Origin of the sequence: Actinomadura litoris, assembly GCF_009733595.1 — a bacterium.
GTDB classification, from domain to species: Bacteria; Actinomycetota; Actinomycetes; order Streptosporangiales; family Streptosporangiaceae; genus Spirillospora; species Spirillospora litoris.
This window is the reverse complement of the sequence record NZ_WOFH01000004.1, coordinates 663,348-678,213: the sequence shown is the minus strand read 5'-3', so window position 1 is coordinate 678,213 and position 14,866 is coordinate 663,348. Positions and strand designations below refer to the sequence as shown.

At 73.5% G+C, this 14,866-nt stretch carries 16 protein-coding genes and 1 riboswitch; of the genes, 12 read left to right on the top strand and 4 right to left on the bottom strand.

What is annotated here, in order from left to right; genetic code table 11:
• Window positions 1-45 precede the first annotated feature (45 nt).
• The 8 genes from gap (at window position 46) to glyA (ending at window position 7,446) form a co-directional block, all read left to right on the top strand.
• Window positions 46-1,050 carry a type I glyceraldehyde-3-phosphate dehydrogenase gene (gap, locus tag GNZ18_RS14540; protein WP_214619152.1) on the top strand — a complete coding sequence of 335 codons (1,005 nt, stop codon included), beginning with the start codon at window positions 46-48 and terminating at the stop codon, window positions 1,048-1,050.
• Window positions 1,051-1,146: 96 nt separating this feature from the next.
• Window positions 1,147-2,379 (top strand): phosphoglycerate kinase, encoded by a 1,233-nt coding sequence (locus GNZ18_RS14535; RefSeq protein WP_156216884.1) that lies wholly within the window; start codon window positions 1,147-1,149, stop codon window positions 2,377-2,379.
• Between the two features lie 3 nt (window positions 2,380-2,382).
• The gene (tpiA, locus tag GNZ18_RS14530; protein ID WP_156216883.1) at window positions 2,383-3,177 is read left to right on the top strand and encodes a triose-phosphate isomerase; all 795 of its coding nucleotides are present in this window, start codon (window positions 2,383-2,385) and stop codon (window positions 3,175-3,177) included.
• Between the two features lie 231 nt (window positions 3,178-3,408).
• The gene (secG, locus tag GNZ18_RS14525) at window positions 3,409-3,651 is read left to right on the top strand and encodes a preprotein translocase subunit SecG (protein ID WP_214619154.1); all 243 of its coding nucleotides are present in this window, start codon (window positions 3,409-3,411) and stop codon (window positions 3,649-3,651) included.
• Window positions 3,652-3,732: 81 nt separating this feature from the next.
• Window positions 3,733-4,107: an RNA polymerase-binding protein RbpA gene (locus GNZ18_RS14520; protein WP_214619155.1), complete on the top strand. Its 375-nt coding sequence runs from the start codon at window positions 3,733-3,735 to the stop codon at window positions 4,105-4,107.
• Between the two features lie 339 nt (window positions 4,108-4,446).
• Window positions 4,447-4,938 carry an Lrp/AsnC family transcriptional regulator gene (locus GNZ18_RS14515; protein ID WP_156216882.1) on the top strand — a complete coding sequence of 164 codons (492 nt, stop codon included), beginning with the start codon at window positions 4,447-4,449 and terminating at the stop codon, window positions 4,936-4,938.
• Window positions 4,939-5,047: 109 nt separating this feature from the next.
• Window positions 5,048-5,998 carry a DMT family transporter gene (locus GNZ18_RS14510; RefSeq protein ID WP_156216881.1) on the top strand — a complete coding sequence of 317 codons (951 nt, stop codon included), beginning with the start codon at window positions 5,048-5,050 and terminating at the stop codon, window positions 5,996-5,998.
• A 33-nt stretch (window positions 5,999-6,031) separates the two neighbouring features.
• Window positions 6,032-6,118, top strand: a riboswitch (ZMP/ZTP riboswitch).
• Between the two features lie 56 nt (window positions 6,119-6,174).
• Entirely contained in the window at window positions 6,175-7,446 is a 1,272-nt protein-coding gene (gene glyA / locus GNZ18_RS14505) for a serine hydroxymethyltransferase (RefSeq protein ID WP_156216880.1), read from the top strand.
• A gap of 26 nt (window positions 7,447-7,472) precedes the next feature.
• On the opposite strand, the gene GNZ18_RS14500 is transcribed toward glyA, so the two are convergent.
• Window positions 7,473-8,282, bottom strand: a complete 810-nt coding sequence (locus tag GNZ18_RS14500; protein ID WP_312874519.1) for a class I SAM-dependent methyltransferase — start codon at window positions 8,280-8,282, stop codon at window positions 7,473-7,475.
• 234 nt (window positions 8,283-8,516) lie between these two features.
• Here GNZ18_RS14500 and GNZ18_RS14495 point away from each other — a divergent pair, with 234 nt between their 5' ends.
• The 3 genes from GNZ18_RS14495 to GNZ18_RS14485 all read left to right on the top strand — a co-directional run bounded on the left by GNZ18_RS14495 (window position 8,517) and on the right by GNZ18_RS14485 (window position 11,120).
• Window positions 8,517-9,245: a carboxymuconolactone decarboxylase family protein gene (locus tag GNZ18_RS14495; RefSeq protein ID WP_312874518.1), complete on the top strand. Its 729-nt coding sequence runs from the start codon at window positions 8,517-8,519 to the stop codon at window positions 9,243-9,245.
• Complete coding sequence (locus GNZ18_RS14490) at window positions 9,238-9,915, top strand: GNAT family N-acetyltransferase (protein WP_156216878.1); 678 nt, start codon at window positions 9,238-9,240, stop codon at window positions 9,913-9,915. Before GNZ18_RS14495 ends, GNZ18_RS14490 begins: the two co-directional genes overlap by 8 nt.
• A 104-nt stretch (window positions 9,916-10,019) precedes the next feature.
• Entirely contained in the window at window positions 10,020-11,120 is a 1,101-nt protein-coding gene (locus GNZ18_RS14485; RefSeq protein ID WP_156216877.1) for a hypothetical protein, read from the top strand.
• 301 nt (window positions 11,121-11,421) lie between these two features.
• Here the strand turns inward: GNZ18_RS14485 and GNZ18_RS14480 are convergent, their stop codons facing one another.
• Window positions 11,422-12,249, bottom strand: coding sequence for an isocitrate lyase/PEP mutase family protein (locus tag GNZ18_RS14480; RefSeq protein WP_156216876.1), 828 nt, complete (start codon window positions 12,247-12,249; stop codon window positions 11,422-11,424).
• Between the two features lie 29 nt (window positions 12,250-12,278).
• The gene (locus tag GNZ18_RS14475) at window positions 12,279-12,779 is read right to left on the bottom strand and encodes a MarR family winged helix-turn-helix transcriptional regulator (protein ID WP_216651279.1); all 501 of its coding nucleotides are present in this window, start codon (window positions 12,777-12,779) and stop codon (window positions 12,279-12,281) included.
• Window positions 12,780-12,870: 91 nt separating this feature from the next.
• Between GNZ18_RS14475 and GNZ18_RS14470 the strand changes: the two genes are divergently transcribed.
• Complete coding sequence (locus GNZ18_RS14470) at window positions 12,871-13,962, top strand: amidohydrolase family protein (protein ID WP_156216875.1); 1,092 nt, start codon at window positions 12,871-12,873, stop codon at window positions 13,960-13,962.
• 81 nt (window positions 13,963-14,043) lie between these two features.
• On the opposite strand, the gene GNZ18_RS14465 is transcribed toward GNZ18_RS14470, so the two are convergent.
• Window positions 14,044-14,826 carry a phosphodiesterase gene (locus GNZ18_RS14465; protein ID WP_156216874.1) on the bottom strand — a complete coding sequence of 261 codons (783 nt, stop codon included), beginning with the start codon at window positions 14,824-14,826 and terminating at the stop codon, window positions 14,044-14,046.
• Between the last annotated feature and the right edge of the window lie 40 nt (window positions 14,827-14,866).

Sequence of the window (14,866 nt, the reverse complement as noted above, 5' to 3'; positions counted from 1 at the left end):
GGCCCGGTCACACCGGGTGAGACGACGTATGAGGAGAGCCGTTCCGTGACCATCCGAGTAGGCATCAACGGGTTCGGCCGGATCGGCCGCAACTTCTACCGCGCCGTGAAGGCGAGCGGAGCCGACATCGAGATCGTGGCGGTCAACGACCTGACCGACAACGCCACCCTCGCGCAGCTGCTCAAGTACGACAGCATCCTCGGCCGCTTCCCCGAGGACGTGCACGCCACCGAGGACGAGATCGTCGTCGGCGGCAAGTCGATCAAGGCGTTCGAGGAGCGCGACCCGGCCAACCTCAAGTGGGGCGACGTCGGCGTCGACATCGTGGTGGAGTCCACCGGGTTCTTCACCGACGCCGCCAAGGCCAAGGTGCACGCCGACAACGGCGCCAAGAAGGTGATCATCTCCGCCCCGGCCAAGAACGAGGACCTCACCGTCGTGCTCGGCGTCAACGAGGACCGCTACGACCCGGCCGCGCACACGGTGATCTCCAACGCGTCCTGCACCACCAACTGCCTGGCGCCGCTGGCCAAGGTGCTGCACGACAGCTTCGTCATCGAGAAGGGCCTGATGACGACGATCCACGCCTACACCCAGGACCAGAACCTCCAGGACGCCCCGCACAAGGACCTGCGCCGCGCCCGCGCCGCCGCGATCAACGTCGTGCCCGCCTCCAGCGGCGCCGCCGTCGCCATCGGCCTGGTGCTGCCCGAGCTGAACGGCAAGCTCGACGGCTTCGCGATGCGCGTCCCGGTGCCGACCGGCTCGGCGACCGACCTCACCGCCACCCTGTCCCGCGAGGTCACGGTGGACGAGGTCAACGCCGCGTTCAAGGCCGCCGCCGAGGGCCCGCTCAAGGGCTACCTGACCTACACCGAGGACCCGATCGTCTCCAGCGACATCGTCACCGACCCGTCGTCGTGCATCTACGACTCCGGGCTGACCCGGGTCATCGGCGACCAGGTCAAGGTCGTCGGCTGGTACGACAACGAGTGGGGCTACTCCAACCGCCTCGTCGACCTCGTCAAGCTCGTCGGCTCGCAGCTCTGACCCGCCGCCGGCGCCGTGCCATCTGACCGCGCCGTGGCCGCGCCCCCCGGGCGGCAGGCCACGGCGCGGCCGTATCCGGAAGGACAACGCATCCCGATGCGCACCATTGACGATCTCGACGTCGCCGGACGGCGGGTGCTCGTCCGCTCGGACCTGAACGTCCCGCTGGAGGACGGCCGGATCACCGACGACGGGCGGATCAGGGCGAGCCTGCCGACGATCGAGGCGCTGCGGGCCAGGGGCGCCAGGGTCGTCGTCTGCGCCCACCTCGGCCGTCCCAAGGGGCAGGTGAGGCCCGAGCTGTCGCTGGCGCCCGTCGCGGCCAGGCTCGGCGAGCTGCTCGGCGCGGACGTGGCGTTCGCCGCCGACGTCGCCGGGGAGTCCGCCGCCGCCACCGTCGCCGGCCTCGCCGACGGCGGCGTCGCGCTGCTGGAGAACCTGCGCTTCGAGGCGGGCGAGACCAGCAAGGACGACACCGAGCGCGGCGCGTTCGCCGACCGCCTCGCGGGCCTCGCCGACCTCTACGTCGGTGACGGGTTCGGGGCCGTGCACCGCAAGCACGCCAGTGTCTACGACGTCCCGGCGCGGCTCCCGCACGCCGCCGGCGGGCTGATCGCCACCGAGGTCGGGGTGCTGCGGCGGCTCACCGAGGACGTCGAGCGCCCCTACGCGGTCGTCCTCGGCGGCTCGAAGGTGTCCGACAAGCTCGGCGTGATCGACAACCTGCTCGGCAAGGCCGACCGCATCCTGATCGGCGGCGGGATGGTGTTCACCTTCCTCAAGGCGCAGGGCCACGAGGTCGGCAGGAGCCTGCTGGAGGAGGAGCAGCTCGACACGGTCCGCGAATACCTGCGGCGCGCCGAGGAGACGGGCGTGGAGTTCGTCCTGCCCGTCGACATCGTGGCCGCGACCGCGTTCGCGGCCGACGCCGAGCACGCGGTGGTCCCGGCCGACGCGATCCCCGCCGACCGGCTCGGGCTCGACATCGGCCCCGAGTCCGGCAAGCTGTTCGCGTCCCGCCTCGCCGGCACGCGGACCGTGTTCTGGAACGGCCCCATGGGCGTGTTCGAGATGGAGCCCTACGCGCACGGCACCCGCGCCGTCGCCCAGGGCCTCATCGACTCCGCCGCGGACCCTGGTGGGGGGACGACCCCCCACACCCCCCGGAACGGCGCGTTCACGGTAGTCGGCGGCGGCGACTCCGCCGCCGCCGTCCGGCGCCTCGGCTTCGACGAGGGCGCCTTCTCCCACATCTCGACCGGCGGCGGCGCCAGCCTCGAATACCTCGAAGGCAGGACGCTGCCCGGCCTGCAGGCCCTGGAGGACTGACCGATGGCCCCCGTGACCCCTTCCCGCAAGCCGCTGATGGCCGGCAACTGGAAGATGAACAAGAACCACCTGGACGCGATCCTGCTCGTCCAGAAGATGGCGTTCGCGCTCAAGGAGGCCGACCACGACGCCGTGGACGTCGTCGTGCTCCCGCCGTTCACCGACCTGCGCTCGGTCCAGACGCTGATCGAGGCCGACCGCCTCGCGATCGGGTACGGCGCGCAGGACGTCTCCCAGCACGCCTCCGGCGCCTACACCGGCGAGATCGCCGCGTCGATGCTGGCCAAGCTCGGCTGCTCCTACGTCACCGTCGGGCACTCCGAGCGCCGCCAGTACCACGGCGAGGACGACGCGCTCGTCAACGCCAAGGCCAGGGCCGCCCTCGCCGCCGACATCACGCCGATCGTGTGCGTGGGGGAGGGGCTGGAGGTCCGCAAGGCCGGCGAGCACGTCCCGCACGTCCTGAAGCAGGTGGACGGCGCGCTCGACAAGCTCACCGCCGAGCAGGTGCGGCGCAGCGTGGTCGCCTACGAGCCCGTCTGGGCGATCGGCACCGGCGAGACCGCCACCCCGAAGGACGCGCAGGAGGTCTGCGGCGCCATCAGGACGCGAATCGCCGAACTCTACGAGGGCGGAGTGGCCGATCAGGCGCGTATCCTGTACGGCGGCTCGGTGAAGGGCGGGAACATCGCCGGGATCATGGCGCAGCCGGACGTCGACGGCGCTTTGGTCGGTGGTGCCAGCCTGGACCCGGGGGAGTTCGTCAAGATCTGCCGATACCGTGATCTCCCCGTCTGATCAAACTGATCAATTCGGTATCACATGGGGGTTCTTGCCGTACCAGGGGAGACTTCGTCGTACCCTTCGTACCGGACGGGTAAACCGTCCGGCTCGACCCTCCGCCCGCCAGCACCGAACGTGAACACGAGCACGACCGAACGACAGGTAGAACCTGAACCACAGGCAAGGTCCTGAACGACAGACGAGCCCGCTCCCGGCGGGACCGGCCAGAGAAGGCGTTGAAGAACTGTGATCATCGCATCGTCCATCGTGCTCATCGTCACGAGCCTGCTGATGGTGGTCCTCGTCCTGATGCACAAGGGCAAGGGTGGTGGCCTGTCCGACATGTTCGGCGGCGGGATCAACTCGTCCCTGGGCGGGTCGTCGGTCGTGGAGCGCAATCTCGACCGCCTGACCGTCGGCGTCGGTGTGCTCTGGTTCGCCTCGATCGTGGTGCTCGGGCTGCTGTTCAAGCACAAGGGCGTCGGCTGAGCCGCCTGAACCATACGTACGAGCGCCGCGCCGCCCTCGGAGGTCACGGGCGGCATCGGCAGAATGAGCGAGGAGTAGTCCGTGGGTAGTGGCAACGCGATTCGGGGCAGCCGTGTCGGGGCCGGTCCGATGGGAGAGGCGGAGCGCGGCGACGCCGCCCCCCGCGTCTGGGTGACCTTCTACTGCGCCAACCGGCACGAGACCCGCCCCAGTTTCGCGACCGACGTCGCGGTCCCCGAGACCTGGGACTGCCCGCGCTGCGGGTTCCCCGCCGGCCAGGACTCGGAGAACCCGCCTGCGCCGCCGAAGACCGAGCCGTACAAGACGCACCTGGCCTATGTGAAGGAGCGGCGCAGCGACGAGGACGGCGAGGCCATCCTTGAGGAGGCGCTCGCCAAGCTCCGCCAGAAGCGCGCCGCCGTCAAGCGGGCGCTGGAGGCCGCGGGCCGCAGTTGATCCGTGTTCATGAAGTCCCGGCCCACGCCCCTCGCCTGACGGCTCGGGGCGTGACCGTTCCTTCGGCGAGTGCGGCACCGCTTCGCGATCTTCCCGGTGGGGCCCGCCTTCGGCGTCGCCCCACCGGTCGGCCATCGCACTCGCGCGACGGCTGAGGCCGCTGCGGAACGACCTAGGCGCATGGCCCCGTCCCGGGGTCATGCGCTTTCTCATGCCCGCACCTTCTCCGCGCCCCGGGTGGGCCTGCTTCGCCATGGGCGAATAATCTTCGGAGGACGGGGTGCCGGGGCGCGTTCCCCGCGCGGGAGTTCGGCGCCCCCCGACCGGGAGGGATTCTCGATGGACGCGGTGGACCAGGCGATCCTGCGGCGGCTGCAGCGCGACGGGCGCCAGACGAACCGCGAGCTGGCCGAGGCGGTCGGGATCGCCCCCTCGACCGCGCTGGAGCGCACGCGGGCGCTGCGGGCCCGGGGGGTCATCACCGGCTTCCACGCGGTGGCCGACCTGGAGCGGCTCGACCGCAGCGTCCAGGCGCTGATCTCGATCCGGATCCGGCCGCAGTCGCGGGAGGCGATCGAGTCGGCCCGCGACACCATGGCCTCGCTGCCCGAGTCGGTCGGGGTGTACGTGGTGACGGGCAACGAGGACCTGCTGGTGCATGTGGCGGTCCCGAGCACCGCGTACCTGCGCGATTTCGTCCTCGACCGGCTGGCGCGCCGCAAGGAGTTCGTGGACGTCCGCACGACGGTGGTGTTCGAGTACGTCCAGCCCGTCGAGCAGTCCGAACTTCCGCGCTCCGAGCGCCGGGACCGCCGAACGTCCTACAGTTGATCTTCATGCCCGGGTCGCCCGAGCGAACGGATGACGGCCCCGGGGAGGCCGGCCGAAGGAATGGCGGCTAAAGGACCGAGGCGCCGCACGTCCTCCTAGCGTCGAAGGCATGAACCGACGGAACAACTCGTCCGGGGTGCTGCTGGTGCTCGCCGCGGGCGTCCTCTGGGGAACGGTGGGTCCCGCGCAGGTGCTCGCGGAGCCGTCCGCGAGCCCCGTCGCCGTCGGAGGAGCGCGGATCATCACGGGCGGGCTCGTCCTCGCCGCCGTGGTGCTCGCGACGAACCCGCGGTCGTTCCTGACGCTGCGCCGCCCGGCGTGGCCGCCGATCCTCGCCGCCGCGACCGCGACCGGCACCTTCCAGGCGTCGTTCTTCGGCGCGGTCGACCGCACCGGCGCCGCCGTCGCGACCGCCGTCGTGTTCGGGCTGGCGCCCGTCTCGACCGGGCTGTGCGAGCGGCTCGTCCTCGGCACGGGGCTCAGCCGCCGCTGGTGGGCCGGGACGGCCTGCGCCGTCGGCGGCGTCGGCCTGCTGACGGTCCCCGGGTCGTCCGCCCACGCCGATCTGGGAGGCATCGCGCTCGGGCTGGCCGGCGGGACGTGCTTCGGCGTCTACACCGTCTCGGCCAAGACGCTGACCGGGCGGGACGTGGGCATGACCGCGGCGGTGTCGGTCACTCTGCTCGCCGGCGGCTCGGCCCTGCTGCCCTGGACGCTCGCCGGGCTGCCCGCGCTCGCCGACCCCCGCCCGCTGGCGCTGGTCGGCTGGCTCGGGATCGCCACCACCGCCGCCGCGTACATGTTCTTCGTCGCCGGCCTCGTCCGGGTGAGCGCCGCGACCGCCGGGACGCTCAGCCTGGCCGAGCCCCTGGTCGCCACCGGCCTCGCGATCGCGGTGCTCGGCGAGCGGATGGCGGCGCCGGTCGCGGCGGGCTCGCTGCTCCTGCTCGGCGGCCTGATCGTCGTCTCCTGGCCCGACCGCACGCCTCCCGGCGAGGAGCACGGGGAGCCCTCCGGGCGGGACGGGTCCGCCGAGCGCGACGGGATCGGGGCGCGTTGACGGTCTGGGACGGCGGCGGGCCGGCGGCTATGATGGCGCCCACGCGACTGGCGCAGTCAAGGTGGAGACGACCACCGGGGAGCGAAAGCGGTCCGCACACCGCGCGCCTGGGTGTACGGGTCCCCGTTCGTCGGGGCCGTACGACGCGTCCCGGCGTGAGCAGCGCGGAGGCTGTCATGCACGAACCCGCCATCCCCCACCTGCGCGACGGCGATCCGGAGATCGCCGGACTGGTCGAGGCGGAGGCCCGCCGCCAGTTCGAGAAGATCCGGCTGATCGCCTCGGAGAACTACGTCTCGCCCGCCGTGCTGGAGGCCACCGGCTCCGTCCTGACCAACAAGTACTCCGAGGGGTACGCCGGGCGGCGCTACTACGAGGGCCAGCAGAACATCGACCCGGTCGAGCTGCTGGCGATCGACCGGGCGAAGGCGCTGTTCGGCGCCGAGCACGCCAACGTCCAGCCGTACTCGGGCTCGCCCGCCAACCTCGCCGTGTACCTGGCGTTCCTGGAGCCGGGCGACACGGTGATGGGGCTGTCGCTGCCGATGGGCGGCCACCTCACCCACGGGTGGACGGTGTCGGCGACCGGCAAGTGGTTCCGTCCGGTCCGCTACGAGGTCCGCGCCGACACCGGGCGGGTCGACATGGACCAGGTACGCGACCTCGCCCTCAATGAGCGCCCGAAGGTCATCTGGTGCGGCGGCACCGCGATCCCGCGCACGATCGACTTCCCGGCCTTCGCCGAGATCGCGCGCGAGGTCGGCGCGGTGCTGGTCGCCGACGTCGCCCACATCGCCGGGCTGATCGCGGGCGGCGCGCACCCGTCCCCGGTGGGCCACGCCGAGGTGGTCACCACGACCACGCACAAGACCCTGCGCGGCCCGCGCGGCGCGATGATCCTGTCGACCGGCGAGCACGCCAAGGCGATCGACCGGGCCGTCTTCCCCGGATTGCAGGGCGGCCCGCACGACCACACCACCGCCGCGATCGCCGTGGCCCTGAAGGAGGCCGCGGCACCGGAGTTCGCCCGCTACGCCCGGCAGATCGTCGCTAACGCCAGGGCGCTGGCCGCGGCGCTGCTGGAACGCGGCTACGACCTGGTCTCCGGCGGCACCGACAACCACCTCGTCCTGATCGACCTCACGAACAAGGGCGTCCCCGGCAAGCCCGCCGCGCAGGCGCTCGACCGGGCCGGCATCGAGCTGAACTACAACGCCGTCCCGTTCGACCCGCGCACGCCGTTCGACCCGTCCGGGCTGCGGCTCGGCACCGCGGCGATCACCACCCGCGGGCTGACCGAGGAGCGGATGCCGCAGATCGCGGGCTGGATCGACGAGGCCGTCCAGGCCGCCGCCAAGCAGGACGAGGCGGCCCTCGGACGGGTCGCGGGCCAGGTCCGCGACATGCTCGCCGCCCACCCGATGCCCGGCTGGGCGCCCACCCCCTGATCTAGCGGCGGGGCCCCGCCGCTCGATCAGGCGGGGCGCAGGACAGTCAGCATGCGCCACGCGTCGGGGCCGGTGAGGGGAACGGCGTCCTCACCGGCCCCGAAGTCGCCGTACTGGGCCGCGACGGCGAGCCCGCCCGCCAGGCGGACCGCCGCGTCCACCTCGGTGGCCGTCCAGAACCGGTAGGGGACGACGTCGCGGATCACGCGCGGCTCCCGCCCGCCGGACCCGTCGCCGTCGATCGTCATCGTGACCTGGTCGTCGGAGACCTGGGTGATCGGGTCGAGCCGGTCCGAGGGCTCGCCCCAGCGCACGGTGGCGCGGACGCCGCCGCGTTCGACCGTCCAGCCCGTGCTCACGCTCGGCTCGTCGCCGCCGAGCCGGTCGCGCGGGTGCGACATCTCCACCACGTAGAGGCCGTCCGGGGCCAGGTGCGCGGCGACGCGGCGCAGGTGCGCGACGAACGCGTCCAGCGTCATCAGGTGGGACGTGGAGTCCAGCATGGTCACGACCAGGTCGAACCGCTGGCCGAGGTCGAACCGGGTCATGTCGTCCTGGACGACCTCCAGCGCGACGCCGGCGCGCCCGGCCTCGGCGGCGGCGTGGGCGCACATCGCCGGGTTCAGGTCGAGCGCGGTGGCGGTCAGGCCGCGGCGGGCCATCTCGCGGGCGTGCTCGGCGGGCCCGGCGGCCAGCTCCAGCACCGTCCGGACGGGGCCCGCGCCTTCAGGGCGGTGCTCGGCGCACCACGCGAGCAACACCTCCACCTCGGCGGGCACCTCGCGGAACGAGCACGCCAACTCGTACGCCCAGGGATCGTCATAGATGCCGGTCACCGGCCCATCCTGCCAGGGGGCAGAGCCGTTCCGGGGGGCGTGGGGGGCATCCGCCCACAAGAGACCGGACCGTTCCGGGCGGCGACGCGGTTCGGCCGGTTCGGATTCACCTGCCATTTCACCTGTCGTCGGAAGCGGCGCGCTGTTACGTAACCGCCATGTCCTCGTGTGCGCGGGGTTTCACATTCCGGACGGGGGTTGAGGCGACCGCGCCGACGGCCTAGCGTGCGGTAAGTGATCGACCCCGCGAACGGTGAGCACGTCAACGATCGACGCCCGGCCGGCCGGCGCGGGCGCGAGCCGGTCGCGACGCGCCTGCCGCTGCTGTTCCCCGGCTCGCTCGGCGACGAGCAGCGGGCCGTCTACGAGGCCGTGACCGGCGGTCCCCGCGCGGCCCGCCGTCCGGCGTTCCGGTTCGTCGACGACGCGGGCCGGCTCCTCGGCCCCTTCAACGCGATGCTCTACAGCCCCTCGGTCGGCCTGCCGCTCCAGGACCTCGGCGCCGCGCTGCGCTTCCGCACCGCGTTCACCGGGCGGGAGCGGGAGATCGCGACGCTGGTCGTCGCCGCGCACCTGCGCTCGGACTTCGAGTGGTACGCCCACGAGCGCACCGGCCGCCGCGCCGGCCTCGGCGAGGACGAGATGGCCGCGCTGCGCGAGGGCCGCGCGCCGCTGTTCGCCGACGTCCGCGAGCGGGTGGTGTACGAGGCGGTCCGCCAGCTCGCCGCCGAGCGCGACCTCGGCGACGCCGTGTTCACCGAGGCGGTGGCGACGCTCGGCCGCGCCGCCGTCGTCGAGCTGGTCACGCTCGTCGGCTACTACTCGGCGCTGGCGCTCCAGCTGCGGGTCTTCCGGGTGGGTCTGCCGGACGGGGAGCCCGAGCCCCAGTGGCCGCCCGAGCCCGAGGCCGGGTGGCGACCGGGGGCCGGGTCGGGGTTCGCGTCGGAGGACGGGCATGAGTGAGCCGCTGCGGGCCGGGAGCGCCGTGCTGGGCCCCGGGAGCGCGGCGCCACGGGCCAGGAACGCGGTGCTGCGGACCGGACGGCTGGTCCTGCACCCGGTCGCCATGAGCGACCACCGCGCCCTGCACACGCACTGGACGGGCCCCCTCGTCCGGCGCCACCTGTTCGGCGACCAGGTGATCTCACCCGTGCAGGTCACCGGCATCATCGCCGCGAGCCAGCGGGACTTCGCGGTCGAGGGCTACGGGCTGTGGGCCCTGCGGCCGAGCGCGCCCGGCCTGTCCGGCCCGCACGGCCTCGGCGACCCGCACCGCCTGTCCGAGCCGCACGGCGCCCGGCTGGTGGGCGTGGCGGGCCTGCGCCGCCACGACGGCCCCGCGGGCGGCGCCGTCGACGTCGAGATCCTCTACAGCCTGGAGCCCGACCGCTGGGGCCAGGGCCTCGCGGTCGAGGCGTCCCGCGCGGTGCTCGGCTACGCGTTCGAGGTCGTCGGCCTGCGCCGCATCACCGCCGAGATCGACGTGAGCAGCGCCTCCTCGGCCGCCGTCGCCGAGCAGCTCGGCATGCGCCCCTGGCACGAGGGATCCGACGGGCCGGACGGCGCGTCCTACGTCGCGGCCGAACGCACTCACTGGCTCCGGTCCCGCCGGGGGATCGACGCCGTCCCCTAGGGGCGTCGGCGCCGGCTCGGCACGTTGCGGCCCGGAGCGCAACGGGTTGGACGCGGCGGGCGGAAACGCGGCGGAATGTCGTAGGGACCTGGCATGATCCGGGCATGGTCAACACGACGTACCGGGGCCTGGCAGGCCGGCTGGTGGAGCTCGGCATGGCGTCCGAGGACGAGACCGCCGCGGCGCTCGCCGCGCTCGGCGAGCCGCCGCCCGGCCCCGACGACGAGCCGGAGGAGGCGGACGTCCTCGACGTCCTCGACGGGTGCGGCCTGGTCGTGTGGGCGCACGCGGGCGGCGTCGACGACCTGGAGGACGGCTACCGCGAGATCCTGGAGAGCGCCGCCGAGTGCGGCGGCAGCGTGCGGATCGCCGACGTCGAACTGGTCGAGGACGAGGACGGCGAGGAGAGCCTGCACTTCCTGCGCGACGGCGAGCCGGTGTGGTGGGTCGTCGAGCACGAGTCGGGGGAGCACCTCGACCTGCTGACCGTGATGGAGTGCATCGACGACCTCGAACCCGGCGGCGCCGACCCCCGGATGTTCTACGCGCTGCCCGGCGAGGACGCCGAGGACGACGACGTGTACGTGCTCGCGACGCCCGCGCAGGCGCGCGTCCTGCACGACGAGTTCGGCCTCGACCTGGAGGGCCTCGACCGCGTGAAGCCGCCGCGCGCCGACCCGCCGACGGCCGAGGCCGGCACCCCCGACTGGTACATGCAGAGCGACCGCGCCCGCATGACCGGCCCCGCCCGCGAGTACCTCGACGACTGGACGTCGGGCATGGCCGAGGCGCTCGACCGGTGGCGCGCCGAGTTCCTGCCCGAGGCGTTCCCCTTCGACTTCTCGCCCGCCTCGCTGGACGCCCTGGAGCCGCTCGTCCTGGAGCGCCACACCGACTGGGACTCGGTCATCGTCGCGGGAACCGACCCGTTCGTGTCCGGCGCCGTCCGCTACCTGGGCGAGTCGATGCTGCGCGAGGTGCCGAGCCGCTGGGGCTACCAGGACCTCGGCCTGTCCGACTCCTACGACCGGATCCCGATGATCCGGTCGAACACGCCGCTCGGCTTCACCCAGACCGTCGTCCCGCTCCACCGCCTGGCCGCGCTGGCGAAGGAACGGGAACGCGGCATGCTCGCCGAGTCGTCCCGCTTCCTGCGGGACGCCGTCGACTCCCACAGCAAGGCCGTCGCCGCCCGCCGCGACTGACCACGCTCCCGCCGCCCCGCGTTTCGGAACGACCGGACCTGCCCCAACGAGCAGGCTCGGCGGTGATGCGCCGCCCGGTCGCGAGAGCGCCGCTGGTCGGAGGCGATACGGCTGTCGCGGTCGCTGGACGGACCGCGCGTGCCTCAAGGCGGCAGGGATCGGGCTGTCGGCCCCAGGACGTCGTCGTCGTGAGGATCGTTCTCGGCACCCGCCGGTGACGACCTCGCGGGGCGTGGGCCTCAAGGCGTTGCAGGAGGTCGGTGCCACCGGCGCCGGTCCTTGAGGGCCTCGCCGACCCTTGTCACGGCGCCAGGAGGTCCTGGATCTCCTGGTAGGACGGGACGGGAAACTCCGTCCCGCTCCTGCCGTCCCCGCCGGGCGGGCCGGAGGCGTCCAGGACGGATGGGGCCGCGGCGACGGTCTCCAGAGCCGCGGCGACCGTGGCCTGGAGCGCCCTGCGGAACAGCAGCGACCCGAGGCTCACCCGGTGCACGCCGAGTTCCGCGAGCCGCGCGTACTCGGCCTTGCCCGGAATGAGCAGGACGTTGAGCGGCACGTCCACGGCGTCCAGCACGGCGCGGATGTCGCCGTCGGCGACGACGGACGGGACGAACACGCCGTCGGCGCCCGCGTCCGCGTACCCGCGCACCCGGCGCAGCGTCTCCGGGCGGTCGGGGTCGCCCCCGCCCAGCCAGAACGTGTCCGTGCGGGCGTTGAGGAACACCTCGGGCGCGGCCTCCTTCACCGCCTGGATGGTCTCGATCTGGTGGCCGAGCGGCGTGAGCGTCCCGTCCGCGCGCCCGTCCTCCAGGTTGACCCCGGCGACCCCGTATCCGGCGAGTTCGGCGACCAGCCGTCCGACCTCCTCGGGACGGGAGGAGAAACCGCCCTCGATGTCGACGGTGACCGGCACCGGGAGCCGGGCGAGCGACCGGGCCAGCGCGAGCGTCTCGGCGCGGGTGCCGCCCGCCGCGTCGGGCTTCCCGGCCGCGGCCGCGACCCCGAGGCTCGTCGTGCCGACCGCGGGGAAGCCCGCCCGCGCCAGCGCGGCGCCGGTCGCGAAGTCCCACGCGTTGGGCAGCAGCAGCGTGCGGTCCGCGCGGTGCAGACTCCTGAACCGGTCGTTCATCCGGTGCCCCCTCGTCTCCACGTCCCAGGCTAGGGGCGATTCGTTTCGGTGCCGGTCGAAGCGTCGTCCGCGCGGGACAGAATGCCCGTGAGCAGCGTGACGAGGCGCTCCCGGTCGGCGGGGGAGAGCCAGCCGAACAGGCGGGCGCTCAGCTCGTCCGCCGTCGCCGCCGACACGCGCGCGTGGTGGCGGCCCTCGGCGGTCAGCTCGATCGCGTAGGCGCGCCGGTCGTGCTCCGCGCGCCTGCGGACGGCGAGGCCCAGCCGCTCCAGCTCGTCCATGATCCGGACGACGGCGGACTTGTCCAGGCCGAGCAGCGCCCCGAGCCCGCGCTGGCTGGTCGGCCCCGCCCGGTCGAGGGCGACCAGGACGCCGAAGTGCCGGGTCTCGATGCCGAGCGGGCGCAGTTCGGCGTTCAGCGCGGACCGCGCCGCGTCGTGCGCGGCGGCGAGCAGCAGCCCCAGCGCCTTGTCGTCGGACCGGGGATCGCCCAGCGCCGTCGGCGCGGGTCCCGGAGGTTCGGTGGCCACGCCCCAAGTTTAGGGCGGAACGATATGGTCTCAGTCGAGACAGTCTCATATACTCCCTTTCGGGCGGCTGTCATCGACACCGAGGAGAGACATGCATGCCGAGGAAAGCGACCGGACGTCCACCGGGCCGAGCCGTCGCGGTGTGATCCGGACGGCCGCCCTGGCCTCCGCGACCGCCGCCGTCACCGGCCTGGGCCCGGCGCGGGCCGCCTTCGCCGGAAACGGGCCGCGCGGGGGGCGGATCGACACCCACCACCACGCGCTCCCGCCCGCGATGCGGCGATGGGCCGTCGACCACGGCCTCCTGCCGCCCGAGGGCGGCCCGCGCTGGGGGGACTGGGACCTCTCGAAGACCCTCGACACGATGGACGCCGTCGGCATGCAGGCGGGCGTGGCCTCGGCCCCCGCGCCGCCCACGGCGTTCCGCGACCGGGAACTCGCCGTCGCCGGCACGCGCGTGTTCAACGAATCGCTGGCAGACCTGGTGCGGGACCATCCCACCCGGTTCGGGTTCTTCGCCTACCTCCCGCTGCTCCACGTGGACGTGGCGCTCAAGGAGGCCGCGTACGCGCTGGACGAGCTGGGCGCCGACGGCGTCCTGATGATGGACAACGCCGACGGCCGCTACCTGGGCGACCCGGCGTTCGAGCCGCTGTTCGCCGAGCTGGACAGGCGGGGCGCCGTCGTGTTCACCCATCCCGTCGGGCTCGCGGACGCGCGTCCCGTGCCGGGGATCGAGGAGTGGGTCGCCGACTTCATGCTGGACACCACCCGGACGGCCCTCAGCCTCATCGCCGCGGGGACCCTCGACCGCTACAAGCGGCTGTCGGTGATCCTCTCCCACGCGGGCGGCTTCCTGCCCTACATCGGCGGACGCGTCGAGCACGCCGGACGGCAGGGCGAGGGGCCGAGCCCCGAGGCGTTCCGGCGGGCGGTCCGGCGGTTCTACTACGACACCGCGACGCCCGCCTCGCCGTACTCGACCCCGACCCTGCTGGCCGCCGCCGGGCACGGGCGGCTGCTCTTCGGTACCGACTGGCCCCAGGTCCTCGCCCCCGAGGTCGCCCTGGCCACCGAGACGCTCGACCGGGACCCCGCCCTGAACGGCAAGGCGCACGCCGCCGTCAACCGCGGCAACGCCCTCCGCCTGCTGCCGACCCTGGCCAAGCGCCTGGGGGCCTGACCCGCGGAACCGCTCGACGGGACCGCCGCGCCGGGACGGCGCGGCGCGGCGGTCCGCCGCCCGGCGGTGTGCGCGGGCCGGTCAGACGGTCCGGTAGTGGGTGGTCAGCCGCAGGTCGTCGTGCAGGACGTGCAGCGCGAAGCCCGGCGGCGCCTCAAGGTCGACGATGCCCTCCTCGCCCGGCAGCCGGAGCGTGGACACGACGCCGGGCGCGACGAGCAGGGGCCGTCCGGCGAACATGGTCGCCGCGGACGTGTGCGCGTGCCCGCACAGGACGGCCACGACCTGCGGATGCCGTGCGAGGACGTCGGCCAGCCCGTGCTCGCCGAACTGCCGGATGGCGTCCACATAGGGGATGTGCAGCGGGACGGGCGGGTGGTGGAAGCAGACGAACGCCGGGACGCCGGGCCGTTCGCCGAGCGCCGCGTCCAGCCAGGCGAGCGTCTCCTCGTCCAGGAGACCGCGGTCCTCGCCGGGGACCGTCGAGTCGCACATCGCGAACACCGCGCCCGCGACCTCGTGCACCTGGTTGACAGGGCCGTTCCGGGGGGTGTGGGGGGTCGGCCCCCCACGAGAGACGGCCCCGGTCTCCGGAAGGCCGTCCATGGATTCTCCTAGCAGCACCTCCCGGTAGGGGCGCCGCCGGTCGTGGTTGCCGGGGCACATCAGCACCGGATGCGGCGATGCCAGCACCTCGCGGGCCCGCTCGTACTCCGCCGGTTCGCCGTGGTCGGCGATGTCCCCGGTCAGCAGGACGGCGTCGAGCGGCAGCGTGTCCAGGTGGGCCATGACGCGCCGGGCGCGCTCGTCCGCGCGGTCCCCGCCGTCCAGATGGGTGTCGCTGAGCTGGGCGAAAACAATCATGTCGCGAACCTAGGCCGCGCCCCGTCCCGGCTGAAGATCC

Bases quoted from the DNA above. Each gene is read 5' to 3' on its own strand.
- GNZ18_RS14535 (WP_156216884.1), top strand. From the start codon at position 1,147: ATGCGCACCATTGACGATCTCGACGTCGCCGGACGGCGGGTGCTCGTC.
- GNZ18_RS14485 (WP_156216877.1), top strand. From the start codon at position 10,020: ATGGTCAACACGACGTACCGGGGCCTGGCAGGCCGGCTGGTGGAGCTC.
- GNZ18_RS14465 (WP_156216874.1), bottom strand. From the start codon at position 14,826: ATGATTGTTTTCGCCCAGCTCAGCGACACCCATCTGGACGGCGGGGAC.
- GNZ18_RS14470 (WP_156216875.1), top strand. From the start codon at position 12,871: ATGCATGCCGAGGAAAGCGACCGGACGTCCACCGGGCCGAGCCGTCGC.
- GNZ18_RS14510 (WP_156216881.1), top strand. From the start codon at position 5,048: ATGAACCGACGGAACAACTCGTCCGGGGTGCTGCTGGTGCTCGCCGCG.
- GNZ18_RS14480 (WP_156216876.1), bottom strand. From the start codon at position 12,249: ATGAACGACCGGTTCAGGAGTCTGCACCGCGCGGACCGCACGCTGCTG.
- tpiA (WP_156216883.1), top strand. From the start codon at position 2,383: ATGGCCCCCGTGACCCCTTCCCGCAAGCCGCTGATGGCCGGCAACTGG.
- GNZ18_RS14490 (WP_156216878.1), top strand. From the start codon at position 9,238: ATGAGTGAGCCGCTGCGGGCCGGGAGCGCCGTGCTGGGCCCCGGGAGC.
- GNZ18_RS14515 (WP_156216882.1), top strand. From the start codon at position 4,447: ATGGACGCGGTGGACCAGGCGATCCTGCGGCGGCTGCAGCGCGACGGG.
- glyA (WP_156216880.1), top strand. From the start codon at position 6,175: ATGCACGAACCCGCCATCCCCCACCTGCGCGACGGCGATCCGGAGATC.